Source organism: Myxococcota bacterium (assembly GCA_035498015.1).
In the GTDB taxonomy this organism is placed as follows: Bacteria; Myxococcota_A; UBA9160; order SZUA-336; family SZUA-336; genus VGRW01.
This window is the reverse complement of record DATKAO010000084.1, coordinates 1-18,730: the sequence shown is the minus strand read 5'-3', so window position 1 is coordinate 18,730 and position 18,730 is coordinate 1. Positions and strand designations below refer to the sequence as shown.

Annotated in this window: 15 protein-coding genes; 10 read left to right on the top strand and 5 right to left on the bottom strand. The window is 70.8% G+C overall.

All coding sequences use genetic code 11. The features are described 5' to 3' along the window. Together VMR86_06605 and VMR86_06600 are read right to left on the bottom strand one after the other, a co-directional pair. Positions 1-834 (bottom strand): acetyl-CoA acetyltransferase (locus VMR86_06605; protein ID HTO06712.1); only part of this gene is annotated, 834 nt, incomplete at its 3' end. Positions 835-861: 27 nt separating this feature from the next. Further along, complete coding sequence (locus tag VMR86_06600; protein ID HTO06711.1) at positions 862-2,247, bottom strand: OB-fold domain-containing protein; 1,386 nt, start codon at positions 2,245-2,247, stop codon at positions 862-864. Positions 2,248-2,374: 127 nt separating this feature from the next. Between VMR86_06600 and VMR86_06595 the strand changes: the two genes are divergently transcribed. The 3 genes from VMR86_06595 to VMR86_06585 are packed head-to-tail and all read left to right on the top strand — an operon-like array spanning position 2,375 to position 6,256. Beyond that, positions 2,375-4,804 (top strand): PQQ-dependent sugar dehydrogenase, encoded by a 2,430-nt coding sequence (locus VMR86_06595; protein HTO06710.1) that lies wholly within the window; start codon positions 2,375-2,377, stop codon positions 4,802-4,804. Positions 4,805-4,837: 33 nt separating this feature from the next. After that, the gene (locus tag VMR86_06590) at positions 4,838-5,599 is read left to right on the top strand and encodes a VOC family protein (GenBank protein ID HTO06709.1); all 762 of its coding nucleotides are present in this window, start codon (positions 4,838-4,840) and stop codon (positions 5,597-5,599) included. Positions 5,600-5,605: 6 nt separating this feature from the next. Next, on the top strand, positions 5,606-6,256 hold the full coding sequence (locus tag VMR86_06585) for a nitroreductase family protein (GenBank protein ID HTO06708.1): 651 nt from the start codon (positions 5,606-5,608) through the stop codon (positions 6,254-6,256). 303 nt (positions 6,257-6,559) lie between these two features. Here VMR86_06585 and metH read toward each other — a convergent pair whose 3' ends face one another. Beyond that, positions 6,560-10,255, bottom strand: coding sequence for a methionine synthase (gene metH, locus VMR86_06580; GenBank protein HTO06707.1), 3,696 nt, complete (start codon positions 10,253-10,255; stop codon positions 6,560-6,562). A 30-nt stretch (positions 10,256-10,285) separates the two neighbouring features. On the opposite strand from metH, the gene tldD reads away from it, so the two are divergent. The 5 genes from tldD to VMR86_06555 all read left to right on the top strand — a co-directional run bounded on the left by tldD (position 10,286) and on the right by VMR86_06555 (position 16,449). Then, a complete protein-coding gene (gene tldD, locus VMR86_06575) occupies positions 10,286-11,737 on the top strand; it encodes a metalloprotease TldD (protein ID HTO06706.1) in 1,452 nt (483 codons plus the stop codon). Beyond that, positions 11,737-13,080, top strand: a complete 1,344-nt coding sequence (locus tag VMR86_06570; protein ID HTO06705.1) for a TldD/PmbA family protein — start codon at positions 11,737-11,739, stop codon at positions 13,078-13,080. Before tldD ends, VMR86_06570 begins: the two co-directional genes overlap by 1 nt. 13 nt (positions 13,081-13,093) lie before the next feature. Then, positions 13,094-13,582: a glutathione peroxidase gene (locus VMR86_06565; protein HTO06704.1), complete on the top strand. Its 489-nt coding sequence runs from the start codon at positions 13,094-13,096 to the stop codon at positions 13,580-13,582. A gap of 62 nt (positions 13,583-13,644) precedes the next feature. After that, a complete protein-coding gene (locus VMR86_06560) occupies positions 13,645-15,252 on the top strand; it encodes a CocE/NonD family hydrolase (GenBank protein HTO06703.1) in 1,608 nt (535 codons plus the stop codon). Continuing rightward, the gene (locus tag VMR86_06555) at positions 15,253-16,449 is read left to right on the top strand and encodes a family 1 glycosylhydrolase (protein HTO06702.1); all 1,197 of its coding nucleotides are present in this window, start codon (positions 15,253-15,255) and stop codon (positions 16,447-16,449) included. On the opposite strand, the gene VMR86_06550 is transcribed toward VMR86_06555, so the two are convergent. Then, on the bottom strand, positions 16,446-17,138 hold the full coding sequence (locus VMR86_06550; GenBank protein HTO06701.1) for a DUF4336 domain-containing protein: 693 nt from the start codon (positions 17,136-17,138) through the stop codon (positions 16,446-16,448). The genes VMR86_06555 and VMR86_06550 overlap by 4 nt on opposite strands. A gap of 144 nt (positions 17,139-17,282) precedes the next feature. Between VMR86_06550 and VMR86_06545 the strand changes: the two genes are divergently transcribed. Beyond that, the gene (locus tag VMR86_06545; protein HTO06700.1) at positions 17,283-17,792 is read left to right on the top strand and encodes a ribbon-helix-helix domain-containing protein; all 510 of its coding nucleotides are present in this window, start codon (positions 17,283-17,285) and stop codon (positions 17,790-17,792) included. 4 nt (positions 17,793-17,796) lie between these two features. Here the strand turns inward: VMR86_06545 and VMR86_06540 are convergent, their stop codons facing one another. Continuing rightward, on the bottom strand, positions 17,797-18,462 hold the full coding sequence (locus VMR86_06540) for a hypothetical protein (protein ID HTO06699.1): 666 nt from the start codon (positions 18,460-18,462) through the stop codon (positions 17,797-17,799). Positions 18,463-18,581: 119 nt separating this feature from the next. On the opposite strand from VMR86_06540, the gene VMR86_06535 reads away from it, so the two are divergent. Next, the coding region (locus tag VMR86_06535) for an LLM class flavin-dependent oxidoreductase (GenBank protein ID HTO06698.1) at positions 18,582-18,730 on the top strand (149 nt) is incomplete at its 3' end.

Here is an 18,730-nt window from a genome sequence, read left to right as displayed (position 1 = left end):
CGGGTTGGTGACTCCCGCCTGCTTGTAGGCGTCGGTCGAGCTGGCCACGACTTCGGGGAAGGTCGTGAAGTCGTAGTCCTGGCTGAAGTAGCCCTCGGCCGGGCCGGCCGCGAACGACAGCGCCTTCAGGTAGATCGGGTGCTGGGTGTACTTGTGCGCGTCCTCGGCGCGGCACAGCAGCGCCGCCGCCGAGCCGTCGGACACGCCCGAGCAGTCGAACACGCCCAGCATGCCCGCCACCGACGGAGAAGCGCAGATCTTCTCGAGCGACACTTCCTTGCGGAACTGCGCCTTGGGGTTCTTCGCGCCGTTCTTGTGGTTCTTCCAGGCGATGCGCGCGAGCACCTGCTTCAGCGTGGCCTCGTCGACCCCGTACTTCTTGGCGTAGGCGGGCGCGAGCAGCGAGAAGGTCGCGGGCGCGGTCATCGAGGAGTCGGTGCCGTCGGAGGGCGGGCGCGAGCCCGTGAGTCCGGAGTAGCCCGAGTCCTTGAGCTTCTCGACGCCGATCGCCATCACCAGGTCGTAGGCGCCGCTGGCCACGGCGTAGGCGGCGTTGCGCATGGCTTCGGAGCCGGTCGCGCACATGTTCTCGAGGCGAGTCACCGGCTTGTAGTCGAGCTTCAGCGCCTCGGAGAGCATGAGCCCCGAGACTCCGCTGCCCATGGTGCCGAGCCAGTACGCGTCGACGTTCTCGGGCGTGACTCCGGCCGACTTGTAGGCGTCGGTCGCGGCGTCGACCAACAGGTCCTCCGCGCCCTTGTCCCAGTGCTCGCCGAACGGCGTGCAGCCCATGCCCACGATCGCGACCCGGTCCTTGATGCCTCTGCTAGCCATGGTTCTCCCTGCTTCCCCTGTGGGAATCTAGCGCTTCGGCCGCGCCTTCCAGAAATAGTTGTGCACGCCCTGACCCGTGTACAGGCGCCGGAAGGTCATCTCGAGCTCGTTGCCGATCTTCACTTCCTTCGGGTCCACGTCGGTGAGCTCGCACGAGAGCCGCCCGCCGCCCGCGAAGTCGACGATCGCGGCCACGACCGGCGGCTGCAGCGTGTAGGCCAGGTGGTCGAGCGTGTACGTGGCGACCTTGCAGCCCTTGTCGGCGAAGCGCTCCTCGCGCATCTGGTCGACCGCCGCGCACTTCACGCACACGCGCTGCGGCGGCAGGTGACCGGTGCCGCAGGCCTCGCAGCGCGAGCCGATGAATCCGTACTTCCAGTGGTCGGCGCGCCTCATCGGCGGCGCCGCCGGCCGCTCGGGCTCCGGCCGGCGCGGCGGCTCGAAGGGCAGGATGCCGCGCCACTTGAGATAGTTGTTGTACGGCAGGTCGGCGCGCTTCGCGCCCAGCCAGCGATCGACCGAGTGGAGCGGGCGGTGCTGGGCCAGGCGGTCGGTGACTTCGAGCACCACCGCGTCGGCGCCGTCCGCGCAGCACAGCACCAGCAGCTTGTCGCCCGTGTTCGCCCGGTCGAGCACCCGTGCGAGCACGAGGCCCGCGTGCGCCGAGCCCGCGCGGCCCACCGAGCCCAGCAGCGGGTCGGCGAGCTGTTCGGGCTTGAGCCGCAGCGCCTCGGCCACGACCGCGACCGCCCGCGGATTCGTGCCGTCGAGCACCACCGCCTTCAGGTCGGCGGGGCCGATGCCCGCGCTCTTGAGCGCGCGCGTCGCGACGTCGACCGCGATCGGGCCGAGTGTCTCGGCGCCGAAGCGCTCCTCCCACTGCTTTGCGAACGGGTCACTCGGCAGGCGCCACACGTCGAGGATCTCGGTGGTGGCCGAGGCCCGTCCGATGAAGCGCGCGATCGCCTCCGCATCGGGGCCGGTCACGAACGCCGCGGCCGCGTCGCCGCCGCCGGACTCGCGCGCGCCGCCCGGCGCGCCGATCACCACGTCGGCCGCGACCACCAGCGCGCGCGTGCCGCCCGCTGCCGCGTCGGCGCCGGCGAGCACCGCCCCCAGACCCATGCGGGTCGACGAGCCCAGCTCGAGCGTGCGCAGCCCCGCCGGCAAGCCGAGCGCAGCAGCGATCGTGGCTGCGTTCAGCTTCTCCGCGTAGGGCGGGCTCGTGGTGGCGAAGATCAGTGCGCCGATCTCGCCCGCGCCGCGCACCGCGTCGCGCCCCGCCTCGACCGCCATCGAGACCGAGTCCTCGTCGTAACTCGCGACGGTGCGTTCGCCCTTCCCGGCGCCCAGCGCCGCGCGCTGCAGCCGGTTGTAGGGCAGATAGCTGCCGTAAGCCGTGATCCCCGCCACTTCGAAACTCCTCCCCGCAAGCTGCGTTGTCGTGCAAATCTTACACGGCGGCCGCCTTCGGGTTCACGGCGGCCGCGCCGCAGTGTAGGATCCCGCAGGTACTCCCGTCCCCCACGCGGACTCACTGATGCCCCGAAGCTGCTCACCGCTGCTGCTGTCGTTCTTGTTGTGCCTGTCCTCGCTCTCGGGCGGAGCGAGCGCCGCGCTGCCCGCCGGCTTCACCAAGACGCTGGTCGCGGGGCCGTGGGACCAGCCCGTCGGGGTCACCTTCGACGCCAACGGCCGCATGTACGTCTGGGAGCGCCCGGGCCGCGTATGGATCGTCGAGAACGGCGTGAAGTCGGCCACGCCGCTGATCGACATCTCCGAAGAGGTCGCGCTCTGGGGCGACCACGGGCTGCTCGGCTTCGCGCTGCACCCGAACTTCGCGAACAACGGCTACATCTACCTGCTGTACGCGGTCGACCACTACTACCTGCAGCACGCCGGACAGCCCGGCTACGACCCGAACCAGTCCGAGACCAACCCGCCGACCATCGGCCGGATCACGCGCTACACGGCGCGCGCCTCCGACGGGTTCCACAGCGTGGATCCCGCCTCGCGCCGGATCCTGCTCGGAGAGACTCCCAGCACGGGCTGCGCGATCCTGTACTTGTCCCACGGCGTCGGGTCACTCGTGTTCGGCAACGACGACTCACTGCTGGCGAGCTGCGGCGACGGCGGCAGCTACGCGGGCGTGGACACCGGCGGCCCGTCGCAAGGCTCTGCCACGGTCCAGGCACTGCAGGAAGGCATCATCTCGCCGCACGACGACGTGGGCGCGTTTCGCGCGCAGCTCACGACCTCGCTGAACGGCAAGATCCTGCGCCTGGACCCGCAGACCGGCGACGGGCTGCCCAGCAATCCGTTCTACGACCCCAACAACCCGCGCGCGCCGCGCTCGCGCGTGTACGCGCTCGGCATGCGCAACCCGTTCCGCTTCACCGTGCGGCCGGGCACTGGGAGTCACGACCAGGACGACGGCGACCCCGGCTCGCTCTACGTCGGGAACGTGGGCTGGAACACCTGGGAGGAGCTCGAGGTCGTCGACACCGGCGGCTACAACTCGGGCTGGCCGATCTTCGAGGGCATGGATCCCAACCCGCTGTACTCGGTGGTCCAGGTGGCGAATCCCGACGCGCCGAATCCGCTGTTCGGCGTCGGGGGGTGCACCCAGCCGTTCTTCTACTTCACCGACCTGATCGTGCAGGAGACGCTCGGCACGCCGAGCTTCCCCAACCCCTGCAATCCCGCGGTGCAGATCCCGCCGAGCATCACGCGCTTCATGCACCGCCGGCCGACCTTCGCCTACGGGCGCGCCGCGGACGGGCCGATGCTCACGCCGACCTTCGACGGCAGCACGCCGGGCTCGATCAAGGTCGGCACGCCGGGCTCGCCCGTCGTGGGCCAGTCGGTGGGCGGCGCCACCGTGACGGGCGGCGTCTGGTACACCGGCAGCGACTTCCCGCCGGCCTACCAGAACAGCTTCTTCCACGCCGAGTACAGCTTCGGCTACGTGTCGAACATTCACTACGACCCGCTCGATCACCCGACCGAGGTCGAGTATTTCGACACCACCGCGGGCGGCCCGGTGCAGCTCGCCACCAGCCCCCAGGGCGGCTTGTACGAGGTCGACATCGCGGCCAACACGGTGACTCGCATCTCCTACACGGGCGTCGGCAACCAGCCGCCGGTCGCGCAGGCGAGCGCGGCCCCGTTGTTCGGCCCCACGCCGCTCACCGTCGCGCTGTCGAGCGCCGGCAGCTCCGATCCCGAAGGCGGACCGCTCACCTACACCTGGAGCTTCGGCGACGGCACGCCCAACTCCACGGCCGCCAATCCGGTTCACACCTACTTCGCGCCGGTCGGCGTGTCGGTCATGTACCCGGTCACGCTCACCGTCCGCGACATCGGCAACCTGAGCGCGACCGTGCAGACCTTCGTCGCGGTCAACGACACGCCGCCGGCAGTCACGATCACGAGCCCCCCGAGTCAGACGCTCTACTCCATGACCTCGACCACGTCGTATCCGCTCACGGCCAACATCAGCGATGCGGAGCAGGGCGCGGGTCAGCTCGCCTGTCAGTGGCAGGTGACCCTGCACCACAACGAGCAGACCGAGAGCGCGCCCGTCGACACGCACTGCACGACCACCGCCAACATCCAGCCGCTGGGCTGCGACGGGAGCGTCTACTACTACACGTTCTCGCTCACGGTGAGTGACCCGTTCGGGCTCGCGACCACCAAGCAGGTCGTCGTGTATCCGAACTGCGCGGCGGTCCAGCCGGTGATCTGCGGGAATCTCGACGCGAACACCGTGCGCAACTCGGCCGACGTGTTCCGTCTGCGCTTCGCGTTCGCGAACCCGCTGACTTCCGGGCTGACTGCCGGCGAGCTCTCGCGCTGCAGCGTGACCGGCGGGACCGAGTGCGACGTCGCGGACCTGACCGTGCTGCGCCGCTACCTCGCGGGCCGCGCGCCCGGGCCCATGCCGGTCTGCCCGGCCGCCGCGCCGTAGCAATCCGCGCCGCTCCGGGTGCACACTGCGCACATGATGCGCCTGCGACAGATCGCGTTCGTGGCCCAGGACCTGGCCAAGGTGGTCGACGACTTGTGTGGCGTGCTCGGAGTCGAGGTCTGCTTCCGCGACCCCGGCGTGGCCGAGTTCGGCCTGCACAACGCGCTCATGCCCCTGGGCGACCGCTTCCTGGAAGTGGTCTCGCCCGTGCGCGAGGGCACGACGGCGGGCCGCTTGCTCGAGCGGCGGCGCGGCGACGGCGGCTACATGGTGATCGTGCAGGTCGACGATCTGGCCGCGCAGCGCAAGCGCGTCGAGGAGCTCGGCGTGCGCATCGTGTGGAAGGCCGAGCTCGCGCCCGCGGCGACGATCCACCTGCACCCGCGCGACGTCGGCGCCGCGATCCTCTCGTTCGACTGGATGCGCGAGCCCGACGGCTGGCTGTGGGCCGGACCGGAGTGGCGCGAGCACGTGCGCACCGACCTGACGCGGCGCATGGTCGGCGCAGAGCTGCAGGGTCCCGACCCGCGCGCGCTCGCCGAGCGCTGGGGCCAGGTGTTCGGCCGGCCCGTGCGCCCGCGCGCCGAAGGCGGCTACGAGCTCGCGCTCGACGGCGGCACCTACCTGCGCTTCGTGGCCGACCACGACGGGCGCGGCGAGGGCGTATCGGGGCTCGACGTCGAGGTCAGCGACCCGCTCGAGGTGGTGCACCGCGCGCGCGCGCGCGGCGTGCCCGCGACTCACGACGAGGTCGAGATCTGCGGCGTGCGCATCCGCCTGCTGCGCCCGAGCTAGCGCCCGGTGGACCTGTACGAGGCGATGAGCACCTGCCGCGCCGTGCGGAGGCTGCGGCCCGACCCGATCCCCGACGACGTGCTCGAGCGCCTGGTGCAGGCCGCCGCCTGGGCGCCGACCGGCGGGAACGTGCAGCCGTGGCGCGTGGTGCTGGTGCGCTCACCCTCGCTCAAGCAGTCACTCGCCGAGCTCTACGCGCGCAGCTGGTCCGCCTACGCGGGCCAGGTGCGCAGGAACCTCGCGCCGCTGCCCGACGCGCGCCGCGCGCCGCACGAGCGCACGCTCGCGGCCGGTGACCATCTGGCCGCGCACTTCGGCCAGACACCGGTCGTGGCCGTGTTCTGCTTCGACCCCAAGCAGATGGCGATCACCGACGAAGGCCTCGACCGGCCGACCGTCGTGGGCGGCGGCTCGGTGTATCCCGCGGTGCAGAACTTCCTGCTCGCCGCGCGCGCCGAGGGGCTCGGGTGCGTTCTCACTACGCTCCTGTGTCAGCACGAAGCGGCGGTGAAGGTGTTGCTCGACATCCCCGCCGGCTGGGGCACGTGCGCCGCGATTCCGCTGGGCTGGCCGTTGCGAAAGGGGCACGGCCCGCTCACCCGCAAGGCGCCGGACAAGCTCGCCTACACCGATCGCTGGGGCGCGGGCGCTTCCTGATTCCCATTGAAATTCAATGGGTTGGGGGCACGCTCCGCGGGCGTCTTGCCGCTTCGGGCGCGCGCGCCGGTGACGCAAATCACAGCTCGGCTTTCACCGGGGAGCGATATACCCCGCGCAATGAGCGCATACGAGGGGAGCCGCTTGAACCCGGACAAGATCCTGTTGGCCGTCGCCATCCTGCTGGGGATCCTGACCACCGCCTTGTCTTTCTGAGCTTCGTTCGCCTTCGGCTCACTGCGCGCGGCTCCGCCGCTTGCGGGCCTCGCTCAGGACGGCCTTCGCTCGGCCATTCCGTCGGGCCTAAGTTTGCTCTGGCTCATATCCAAGCTGGGGGGCTAAGGCGCGCTCGACGTGCCGCGTGGTGACGCCCCTGCGCGCGGCGTAGTCCGCGACCTGGTCCTTCCCGATCTTGCCCACGCTGAAGTAGCGGGCTTTCGGGTGCGCGAGGTAGAGCCCGGCCACGCTCGCGGGCGGAGTCATGGCGTAGCCCGAGGTCAGGTCCATGCCGATCTCGCGCGCGCCCAGGAGGTCGAACAGGGTGACCTTCGCTTCGTGGTCGGGGCACGCGGGGTAGCCGATCGCGGGCCGGATGCCGCGGTACTTCTCGGCGATCAGGTCCTCGTTCGTGAGGCTCTCGGCGCGGCCGTAGCCCCACTCGCGGCGCACGCGCGCGTGCAGCCACTCCGCGAACGCCTCGGCCAGCCGGTCGGCGAGCGATTTGGTCATGATGGCGTGGTAGTCGTCGAGCTCGGCCTCGAAGCGGCGCGCGACCTCGTCGGCGCCGATGCCGGCAGTGACTGCGAACGCGCCGATCGAGTCGGTGACTCCCGAGTCGAGCGGCGCGACGTAGTCGGCCAGACACAGGCACGGGTCCTGGTCGCCGGTGGTCCGCTGCTGGCGCAGCATGGGGAAGCGCGCGGCTTCGTGCTTGCGCGACGCGTCGCTCCAGAGCACCAGGTCGTCGCCGTCGGAGTTCGCGGGCCAGAAGCCGTACACGCCGCGCGCGTGCAGCTCGCGGCCGTCGACCAGCTTGCGCAGCAAGGCCTTGCCGTTCTCGTACAGCTCGCGCGCCGCCGGGCCCTGCACCGGGTGATCGAGCAGCGCGGGGAAGCGGCCCTTCAGCTCCCAGGCGGTGAAGAAGAAGGTCCAGTCGATGAAGCGCTCGATCTCGCGCAGCGGCGCGTCGGCGAGCACGCGCCGGCCGGTGAACTCGGGCAGCGCCAGGTTCGCGGGCGAGAAGTCCACAGTGACTCGGCGCGCGCGCGCCTGGGCCAGCGGAATCAGCTCCTTCGTCGTGCGCGAGGCGTGCGCGAGCCGCAATCTCTCCTGCGACGCGCGGTTCTTGCGGTCGAACTCCACGAGCTTGCCGGAGTCGAGCACGCTCGACAGCACGCCCACCACGCGCGACGCGTCGGACACGTGCACCGTCGGCGGCTCGTACTGCGGGGCGATGCGCACCGCCGTGTGCTGAGTCGAGGTGGTGGCGCCGCCGATCAGGAGCGGCAGGCGGAAGCCCTGGCGTTGCATCTCGCGCGCCACGCCGACCATCTCCTCGAGCGAGGGCGTGATCAGCCCCGACAGACCGATCGCGTCGCAGTGCTCGTTCTTCGCGGTCTCGAGAATGCGGTCCGCGGGCACCATGACGCCGAGGTCGATCACCTCGTAGCCGTTGCAGCCCAGCACCACGCCGACGATGTTCTTGCCGATGTCGTGCACGTCGCCCTTCACGGTGGCGAGCACGATCTTGCCGGCCGAGCGCGCGGTCGCCTTCTCCTTCGCCATGAAGGGCTCGAGATAGGCGACGGCGCGCTTCATGGCGCGCGCGCTCTTCACGACCTGCGGCAGGAACATCTTGCCCGCGCCGAACAGGTCGCCCACGACCTTCATGCCCTCCATCAGCGGGCCTTCGATCACGTCGAGCGGACGCGGCAGCTTCTGGCGCGCTTCTTCGACGTCCTGCTCGATGAAGTCGACCAGCCCGTGCACGAGCGCGTGACTGAGTCGTGACTCGACCGGAGCCTCGCGCCAGGACAGGTCGACCTCGCGCTTCTTGCCCGCGCCCTTCACGCGCTCGGCGAACTCGATCATGCGCTCGGTCGCGTCGGGCCGGCGGTCGAACAGGATGTCTTCCACCCGCTCGAGCAAGTCCTTCGGGATGTCCTCGTACACGCCGAGCTGCCCGGCGTTGACGATGCCCATGTCCATGCCCGCGCGCGTGGCGTGGTAGAGGAATGCGGTGTGGATGGCCTCGCGCACGCGCTCGTTGCCACGGAACGAGAACGAGAGGTTCGAGACACCGCCCGAGATCTTCGCGCCCGGGCAGGCCGCCTTGATGCGCGGAATCGCCTCGAGATAGTTCAGCGCGAAGCGGTTGTGCTCCTCGATGCCGGTCGCGATCGCCAGGATGTTCGGGTCGAAGACGATGTCCTCGCCCGCGAAGCCCGCGCGCTCGGTCAAGAGCTTGTACGCGCGCGAGCAGATTTCGACTTTGCGCTCGACCGTCTCCGCCTGTCCGCGCTCGTCGAAGGCCATGACCACCACGCCGGCGCCGAAGCGCCGCGCGACCTCGGCCTTGTGCAGGAAATCGGCCTCGCCCTCTTTCAGCGAGAGTGAGTTCACGATCGACTTGCCCTGCAGGCAGCGCAGGCCGGCCTCGATCACGCGGAAGTCGGAGCTGTCGACCATGACCGGCAGGCGCGAGATCTCGTCGTCGGCCGCGATCTGATTGAGGAAGCGGGTCATCGTGGCCGGGCCGTCGAGCATGGCCTCGTCGACGTTGACGTCGAGGATGTTCGCGCCGCCGCGCACCTGGTCGAGGGCCACCGTGGCGGCGGCCTCGAAGTCACCGGACTGGATCAGCCCGGCGAACTTCTTGCTGCCGGTCACGTTGGTGCGCTCGCCGACCATCACGAACGGGATCTCGGGCGAGAAGGTGAACGTCTCGAGCCCGGAGAAGGTGGTGCGGCGCTCCGCGAAACACGGCACGCGGCGCGGCGCCACGCCCTCGACCGCGGCCGCGATCTGGCGGATGTGCTCGGGCCCGCTGCCGCAGCACGAGCCGATCATGTTCACCAGCCCCGAGCGCGCGAACTCGCCCATCAGCTCCGACATGGTCTCGGGCGTCTGGTCGTAGCCGCCCAGCGCGTTGGGCATACCGGCGTTCGGGTGACACGACACGTAGGTGTCGGCGATGCGCGACAGCTCTTCGAGATAGGGGCGTGACTCGGCCGGACCGAGCCCGCAGTTGATGCCGACCATGAGCGGCTTCGCGTGCTGCACGGAGTTCCAGAACGCGCCGACCGTCTGGCCGGAGAGGTTGCGCCCGCTCTTGTCCGCGAAGGTGACCGAGATCATCACGGGCACGCGTGCGCCGCGCTCGGCGAACACCTCCTCGATGGCCACGATCGCGGCCTTCGCGTTCAGTGTGTCGAAGATGGTCTCGATGATCAGCGCGTCGGAGCCGCCCTCGAGCAGGCCGCGCACCTGGGTGGCGTAGGCATCGCGCACCTGGTCGAAGGTCACCGAGCGGAACGCGGGGTCGTTCACGTCGGGCGAGAGCGAGAGCGTCTTGGGCAGGGGACCCAGGTCGCCGATCACGAAGCGCGGCTTGTTCGGCGTGCGCGCGCTGAACTCGTCGGCCACGCGCCGCGCCAGCCGCGCGGCCTCGAGGTTGAGCTCGGCCGCGATCGGCTCGAGGTGATAGTCGGCGAGCGAGATCGACGAGCCGTTGAACGTGGCGGTGATGATCAGGTCGGCGCCGGCCTCGAGATAGTCGCGGTGCACGCGCTCGATGCGGCTCGGATTGGACAGCACGAGCACCCCGTCGTGACCCTTCAGGTCGTAGGGGTGCTTCGCGAAGCGCTGGCCGCGGAAGTCGTCCTCACCCAGCCCCATGCCCTGCAGGAGCACGCCCATCGAGCCGTCGACGACCAGAATGCGCTCGTCGAGTAGCTGGCGGAGGAGTGCGTCGCGCGAGGGGCTCATCGTGCGGGCCATGGTACCCTGACCGTTGTGGGAGGAAAGGCCATGGCCGAGACCGAAGCCGCACTCACGGCACCGGTATTTCGCGAACGCTTCGGGATCGACCCGAGAGCCATCGACACCGCCTTCTCGCACGCGCTGTCGCGCCCCGTCGACTACGCGGACTTGTTCTTCGAGTACACCGCGCGCGACGCGGTGTCGCTCGAGGACGGGATCGTGAAGAGCGGTCACCGCGCCGTGGACCAGGGCGTCGGAGTTCGCGCACAGGCAGGCGAGCGGCAGGGCTACGCGCACTCGGACGAGATCACGGTGAAGAGTCTCGAGCTCGCGGCGGGCGCCGCGCGCGCGATCGCCGAGGGCTCGGGGCGCGCGCGGAAGGTCGCGCTGCGCGGACCCAAGCCGCCCGCGCTCGACCTCTACCCGCTGGCGCAAGCGCCGACCGACGTGCCGATCGAGGGCAAGGTGCGGCTGCTGCAGGAGATCGACGCCTACGCGCGCAGCCGCGACCCGCGCATCGCTCAGGTCATGGCGAGTCTCTCGTGCGAGCAGCGCCAGCTCATGATCGCGGCCAGCGACGGCACCTGGGTGACCGACGTGCAGCCGCTGGTGATCCTGCGCGTGCAGGTGATCGCCGCGCAGGGCGGCCGGCGCGAGACCGCGTCGCAGGGCGCGGGCGGGCGCTACTCACTCGAGCGGCTGCTCGATCCCGCAGCCTGGCGGGCGCAGGTCGACGAGGCCGTGCGGCTGGCGCTCGTGAACCTGGAGTCCGTGAGCTGCCCGGCGGGCAGCATGGACGTCGTGCTCGGCCCGGGCTGGCCGGGGATCCTGTTGCACGAGGCCGTGGGTCACGGGCTCGAGGGCGACTTCAACCGCAAGAAGACCTCGGCGTTCTCGGACAAGATCGGCCAGCGCGTGGCCGCGCCAGGAGTCACTGTGATCGACGACGGCACGATCGCGAGCCGCCGCGGGTCACTCAACGTGGACGACGAGGGCACGCCCACGGGTCACAACGTGCTGATCGAGGACGGCGTGCTGGTGGGCTACATGCAGGACCGGCTGAACGCCCGGCTCATGGGTATGAAGCCCACCGGGAACGGCCGCCGCGAGAGCTACCAGCACCTGCCCATGCCGCGCATGACCAACACCTTCATGCTCGCGGGCCAGGACGACCCCGAAGAGATCGTGCGCTCGGTGAAGTCGGGTCTGTACGCGGTGAGCTTCTCGGGCGGCCAGGTCGACATCACCAGCGGCAAGTTCGTGTTCTCGGCCAGCGAGGCCTACCGCATCGAGGACGGCAAGCTCGGCGCACCGGTGAAGGGCGCGACCTTGATCGGCAACGGCCCCGACGTGCTGACCCGAGTGACTCGTATCGGCAACGACCTGAAGCTCGACCCGGGCGTGGGCACCTGCGGCAAGGACGGGCAGGGCGTGCCGGTCGGCGTGGGCCAGCCCACGCTGCGCATCGACGGCATCACCGTCGGCGGTACGGAGGGCTAGTGGAGACCGCGCAGGACCTGGTGGGCTTCGCGCTCGAGAGAGCGCGCGCCGCGGGCGCCTTCCAGGCCGAAGTCACGCTCGCCTCGGGCGAGGCGTTCGAGACGCGCGTGCGCGGCGCCGAGATCGACTTCGTGAAGCAGTCGCGCGACAAGGGTCTGTCGGTGCGCGTGTTCGTGGGCGGGCGCGGCGGTCTCTCGAGTGCGGCGACGCGCACCTCGGACCTGGCGCGCGACGTGGTCGCGCGGACGGCCGCCGACGCCGTGGCGCTGGCGCGCGCCACGGTGCCCGACGCGTGCGCCGGGCTGCCCGACGGTGAGTTCGCGCGCGAAGTGCCCGACCTGGCGCTGTTCGACCCGACCGACCTGCCGTTCGACCCCGAGTCGCGCATCTCGGCCGCGCGCGCCATGGAGAGCGCCGCTCACGCGACCGACCCGCGCATCGGCGACTCGGAAGGCTCGAACGCCGGCTCGAGCTTCGGCGAGGTGGTCTACGGCAACAGCGCCGGCTTTCTGGGCGCCTACGGCTCGGCGCGCCACTCGATCGTGGCCGAGTCACTCGCGCGCGGTGACTCGGGCATGCAGCGCGACGCCTGGTTCAGCGCCTCGCGCCGCTGGCACGGGCTCGAGCCCGCCGATGCGGTGGGCCGGCGCGCGGCCGAGCGCGCGCTGCGCCGCCTGGGCGCCCGGCGCGTGCCCACCTGTGAGGTGCCCGTGATCTTCGACCCGGTCATGGCGCCCAGCCTGGTGCGCATGCTCGCGGGCTGCGCCAGCGGCTACGCGGTCTACCGCGGCACGAGCTTCCTCGCGGGCAAGCTCGGGCTGCGCGTGGCGAGCCCGGCGGTCACGATCACCGACGACCCGCTGATTCCCGGGGGCCTCGGCAGCAAGCCGTTCGACGGCGAAGGTCAGGTCACGCGGCGCAACGTGCTGGTCGAGCGCGGCCGGCTCGTGAGCTACGTGCTCGACACCTACTCGGCGCGCAAGCTCGGCATGCGCAGCACCGGCCAGGCGGTGCGGGGCGGCGGCGCCTCGACCACCAACCTGTGGCTCGAGCCGGGCACGAAGTCGCCCGAAGCGATCCTGGCCTCGACCCCGCGCGGGCTGTATGTGACCGAGCTCATCGGGCAGGGCTTCAACCCAGTCACGGGCGACTACTCGCGCGGCGCCGCGGGAATGTGGATCGAGAACGGCGAGCTCGCGTATCCTGTCGAGGAGATCACGATCGCGGGCAATCTCGCGCAGATGCTGCGCGACATCGACGCGGTGGGAGACGACCTGCTCTGGCTCGGCGCGACGGCCGCGCCGACCGTACGCATCGCCAAGATGACCGTCGCCGGCCAGTGAGAGGAGAATCACCATGACGACCCTGTACGACTTCCAGCAGAAGACGCTCGACGGCAAGGACCGGAAGCTCTCGGACTTCAAGGGCAAGGCCGTGCTGGTCGTGAACGTGGCCTCGAAGTGCGGACTCACTCCGCAGTACACCGGGCTGCAGAAGATCCACGACCAGTACTCCGCGCGCGGCTTCGCGGTGCTGGGCTTCCCCTGCAACCAGTTCGCGGGCCAGGAGCCGGGCAGCGCGCAGGAGATCGCCGAGTTCTGCGAGCGGAACTACGGAGTCACCTTCCCCATGTTCTCCAAGATCGACGTGAACGGCGCGAACCGCGCGCCGCTCTACCAGTGGCTCACCACGCAGCCCACACAGCCCGACGGCCCGGGCGACATCGTGTGGAACTTCGGCAAGTTCCTGGTGGACAAGAACGGCGCGGTGGTCGCGCGCTTCAACCCGCGCGTGGCCCCCGACGCACCCGAGCTCACGGCGGCGATCGAGAAGGCACTGGGCTGAGCGAGCGACCCGCAGGTCGAGCGCAACAATCTGACACAATGCCGGTCTCGGGAGGGCCGGCGATGGCGTCCGAAGAGTCGACCGCGGTCTATCACGGTCTCAAGATCGAGCGCGACGCGAAGGTCCCGCTGCGCGACGGGAGTCACCTGGTCGCGGACGTGTTCCGGCCCGACGGCGCAGGCAGGTTCCCGACCATCGTCACGCTGGGGCCGTACTCGAAGGACATCCACTTCCGGGACTGGAACAAGACCTACGACTACGCGCGCCTGCCCGAGCGCGGGCCCTACATGCACTGGGAGACGGTGAACCCCGAGTGGTGGGTGCCGCAGGGCTACGTGGTGATCCGCGTGGATGGCCGCGGCACGGGCAAGTCACCCGGCCGCATCCGGCGCTTGTCCGACGAGGAAGCGCGCGACTTCCACGACGCCGTCGAGTGGGCGGGCGCGCAGGAGTTCTCGAACGGGCGCGTCGCGGTCATGGGCATCTCCTACTTCGCGATGAATGCCTGGCGCGTGGCCGCGGCGCAGCCGCCGCAGCTCGCGGCGATCGTGCCCTGGGAGGGCGCGGTCGACACCTACCGCGACGCGGCGCGCCACGGCGGAATCTATTCGAACGGCTTCAACCGGCGCTGGGCGAGTCACGTGCGCGAGCACGAGACCGCAGGCGCCGCGCAGCCCGCGCCACAGCCGCCCGCCGGAGTCACTCCGCCCGAGCTGTTCACGCCCGCCGCGTACCACGTTCCCGACCTGTCGAAGATCCAGGTGCCGCTGCTCTCCGCCGGGAACTGGGGCGGCTTCGGGCTGCACCTGCGGGGGAACGTCGAAGGCTTCCTCGGCGCGGGCTCGGCGCACAAGCGCCTGCAGATCCACTGCGGCGATCACATCGAGCCGTTCTACTCGCTCGAGGGCCGACTCACGCAGAAGCGCTTCCTCGACTACTGGCTGTGCGGGATCGACACCGGAGTCACGCGCGAGCCGCCGATCAAGCTGGCGATCCGCACCACCAGCGAGCGCTGGCGCTGGCGCTACGAGGACGAGTGGCCGATCGCGCGCACGCGCTGGACGGAGTATCCGCTCGACGCGGCGCGCGGGCTGCTGAGCACCGTCGCGCCGGGCAGCCCTGCCACCACGAGCTACAGCGCCGAGCTGGGCGCGCCGCGCGAGGCTGCCCGGGCGCGCTTCACCAGCGCGCCGTTCGAGTCCGAGACCGAGTTCACCGGTCCGCTCGCCCTGCGCGTGTGGGTGTCTTCGTCGGCCGACGACGCCGACTTGTTCGTGATCCTGCGCAAGCTCGACCCGGCGGGGAACGAGGTCACGTTCCAGGGCTCGATCAACCCGGGCTTCCCGGTCGCCTGCGGCTGGCAGCGCGTGAGTCATCGCAAGCTCGACCCCGCGCGCTCCCAGCCCTGGCGCCCGTATCACACGCACGACGAGCTGGCGAAGGTCGCACCCGGCGAGATCGTGCCGGTCGAGGTCGAGATCTGGCCCACCAGCATCGTGCTCGAGCCGGGCGAGCGCCTGGTGCTCGAGCTCGCCGCCCACGACGAGCCGCGCATCGCGCCCTTCCTGCACGATGACCCGCGCGACCGCGTGCTGGCCCAAACGATCACGCTGCACACGGGCGGCCGCTTCGACTCACGGCTGCTCCTGCCATTGATTCCGGCGCGCTAGGTGGATTGGCCCGAGGACTTCCTGTGGGGCACGGGCGCCTCCTCGACTCAGTGCGAGGGCGCCGCACCGGCGTCCGACTGGTGGGACTGGGAGCGCGCAGGCCGCGCGCCGCCCTCCGGTGACGGGAACGGCTTCGCCACGCGCTATGCCGAGGACTTCGCGCTGCTGGCGGGGCTCGGGCTCACTCACCACCGGCTGTCACTCGAGTGGGCGCGGCTCGAGCCGGAGCCGGGCGTGCACGACCCGGCCGCGGTCGAGCACTATCGCCGGGTGCTCGCCGCCGCCCGGAACGCGGGCATCGTGCCCTGGGTGTGTCTGCACCACTTCACCCTGCCGCGCTGGTTCGCCGCGAGCGGGGGGTTCCTGGTCGAGCGCAATCGCACCGAGCACTGGCGCCGCCACGTCGACTTCGTGGCCGAGACGTTCGGCGACCTGGTGGGCGGCTGGCAGCCGGTGAACGAGTTCAACTTCTACCCGCTGGGCGCCTACCGCGGCGGCGGGCTGCCGCCGGGTCACGACGACCGCGACGAGTTCGCGCGCGTGACCGAGCAGATCCAGCTCGCGACCGCCGAGGCCGCGGCGCGCTTGCGCCGGACGGGTGCGACCGTGTCGTCGATCTTCGCGCTATCTGCGCTGGTGGCGCAGGACGATCTGCCCGCGACCCACGACAGACTCGAGCGCGCGCGCAAGAGCTCGTGGACGCCGGGGCTCGAGCTGTTCCGCGACGGCGTGCTGCGCGTGCCGGGGCGCGCGCCGGTCGAGCGCCCGGACCTGGCGGGCTGCTTCGACTGGATCGGCTTCTCCTACTACGCGGCGCTGGGGGTGCGCGAGGGGCGCATCGTGGCCCACCCGCCGGACGGCCCGCGCTCGCCGCTGGGCTACGCGATCTGGCCCGAGGGCCTGGGGCTCGTGCTGGACGAGCTGCACGAGATCGTCCCGGGCACGCCGCTGCTCGTGGCCGAGTACGGCATCGGCACCGACGACGACTCACAGCGCGCCCGGTATCTCGAGCGCGGCCTCGAGCTCACCCACGCCGCCATCGCGCGCGGCATCGACGTGCGCGGCTTCTTCCACTGGACCGCCGTCGACAACTACGAGTGGCTGCACGGCTACGACGTGGCCTTCGGGCTCTTCGACCGCGCGCGCCGGGTGCGTCCCAGCGCGCGCGTGCTCGAGCGCGAGGCTCGGCGGCGCTAGCCGAGAAACGCGAACGCGCGGCGCACGGCCTCGTGGCCACCGGTCTCGAGCACGTCGCCGTGAGTCAGCGTGACCCGGTCGAAGTCCCAGGCCAGGATGCGCTGCAGCGACTCACGCGCCTTCGCGCGGTCGCGGATGAACAGGTATCTCACCAGCCGGTGCGGCCCGAACCGGCGGTCGGCGCCCACCGCGCGGAAGAAGATCCGGCTCGCCCAGTTGCCCGCGCCGGCGGGCAGGTTGAAGACCAGGTCGGTGAACAGCACCGTGCGCGAAGCCGGGTGGAAGAAGACGACCTCGTTCATGATCGGCGCGCCGCGGAACACGTGCTGCTCGAGCTCCGAGCGCCAGAGCGGCGGCGCTTCGTCCGACAGCTCGGCCGCAAACTTCAGGTCGGGACGCTTCTCGGGCAGGCCGGGCGCCGCGAACAGCAGGGCGTCGGGGTAGCCGGTCGGATAGTCGCTGGCGAACAAGTGGTGGGCACGGCTGGGTGCGATCACGCCGCGCACCGGGCCCAGCGCATCGAGCTCCGCCCGCAGCTCGGGCCGTAGCCGCACGGGGGAGTGCAGGACGAGCCCGCCGTCCCGCAGCTGGATCACGCTCATGCGCAGCCCGAACTCGAAGGGTCCGTTGCGGAAGCTGCACTCGGCAACCCACAGCCCGGGCGCCAGCTTGCGAAGCGCGCTCGCCATGCCGCGATCATCGCACGGAAGAAAATCCTTGGCGACGTATCACGATGTGATACAGTGGCGCACATGGACTCCGAGAACGACCGAGACGACGAGCGGATCAACGATCGAGAGGAGCGGCGCCGGCGCCGCCGGAAGGAGAGGGTGTTGCACACGCGCGTTTCCGAGGAGCTCGACGAGGCGTTGCAGGACGCCGCCCGCCGCTTGCGGGTGCCCGTCTCGAACCTGGTGCGCAACGTGCTCGAAGACGTCTTCGACGCGGTCGAGGCCGTGACCGAGAACGTGGGCGAGCTGGTCGAAGACGTGGTCGAGGAGGCGCAGGACTTCGGCCGCCGCTTCGAGCGCCACTGGCGCCGCCGCACCGAGGGCGCGCGCGAGCGCATCGTGGAGATGGAGCGCGAGCCGCGCGCCGAGCGCCGGCCGCCCGAGCCGCCTGCGGCCCCGCGCCCACCCGAGCCAGCGCGCGCCGAGTCAGCGCGTGAGTTCGCCGACGTCAGCGCCTGGCAGCCCGTGGTGCTGAACGCCGCGCGCGAGTGCGGCGGCTGCGGCCGCGCGATGCGCCGCGGCGACCCGGCCTATCTGGGCATGGGAGTCAGCGGCGTGCCGCCGTTCCTGTGCGAGCCGTGTCTCGACCGCGAGGGCGACGCGCGCGCGTGACGGGCTAGGGCGCGGGTGCGGCGGGGCACATGCCCCCGGCGACGAGCTGTTGCGCTTCCAGCGGGACCTTCGCCACGGGCAGCGTCGCGCCCTTGGCCGTCCAGCCGCCCACCACGGTCATGAACGACTCGAAGAACATCGAGCCGTCGATCATCTCGCCGCCCAGCGTCTGGAAGGTCGCGCTCTTGAAGGCGCCCGTCTTCGGGTCGACCTTGATCAGGATGCGATGCGCGCCGTAGCCCTGGATCACGTCGCCGCCCGCATTCTTGAAGCTGAGATAGTTGTCCGCGGCGAGGACGTTCAGGTCGGCGAGCTTCATGCCCGAGAAGCTCTGCTCCATCCCGGTCGCCTCCCAGACGGGCTCCGCGCCCTGGCCGGTCTGGCACAGGAGCGGCGCGGCGTAGCGGCCGTACGGAAAGCTCGCGAGGTCGTCGGGCGTGGCCGACGGCACGTACACGAGCTGCATGTAGCAGGTGGCGCGCACCGAGCGCTTCGACCCCAGACCGGCGGCGTCGGCCTTGTACTCGTAGCCCGAGGCGCTGGCCGTGATCTTGAACCACTGGCAATTCGCCACGTCGTCCGGGACGACGACCTGCGCGCCCGCGGGCCGGCAGACCAGCAGGAAACCCGCCGACAGCAGCGCCAGAGACAGCTTCCGAGCCTTCACCATGGCTCACTCATCGGCAAGTCGGCCCGGCTTTCCGAGGGGCGGCGTCACGGCGGGGCGCCGGCCGGCGGGGGGTTCCCCGGCTCCGGTAAGATGGGGCGCAGCGGGAGGACGGGAGAGCGATGAAATTCGGGATTTTCTACGAGCACCAGCTGCCGCGGCCCTGGGGCCACGACAGCGAGCACCGGCTGATCCAGAACTCGCTCGAGCAGATCGAGCTGGCGGACCGCGTGGGCTACGACTACGCCTGGGAGGTCGAGCACCACTTCCT

Bases quoted from the DNA above. Each gene is read 5' to 3' on its own strand.
- VMR86_06540 (HTO06699.1), bottom strand. From the start codon at position 18,462: ATGGTGAAGGCTCGGAAGCTGTCTCTGGCGCTGCTGTCGGCGGGTTTC.
- metH (HTO06707.1), bottom strand. From the start codon at position 10,255: ATGGCCCGCACGATGAGCCCCTCGCGCGACGCACTCCTCCGCCAGCTA.
- VMR86_06565 (HTO06704.1), top strand. From the start codon at position 13,094: ATGACGACCCTGTACGACTTCCAGCAGAAGACGCTCGACGGCAAGGAC.
- VMR86_06590 (HTO06709.1), top strand. From the start codon at position 4,838: ATGATGCGCCTGCGACAGATCGCGTTCGTGGCCCAGGACCTGGCCAAG.
- VMR86_06550 (HTO06701.1), bottom strand. From the start codon at position 17,138: ATGGCGAGCGCGCTTCGCAAGCTGGCGCCCGGGCTGTGGGTTGCCGAG.
- VMR86_06595 (HTO06710.1), top strand. From the start codon at position 2,375: ATGCCCCGAAGCTGCTCACCGCTGCTGCTGTCGTTCTTGTTGTGCCTG.
- VMR86_06560 (HTO06703.1), top strand. From the start codon at position 13,645: ATGGCGTCCGAAGAGTCGACCGCGGTCTATCACGGTCTCAAGATCGAG.
- tldD (HTO06706.1), top strand. From the start codon at position 10,286: ATGGCCGAGACCGAAGCCGCACTCACGGCACCGGTATTTCGCGAACGC.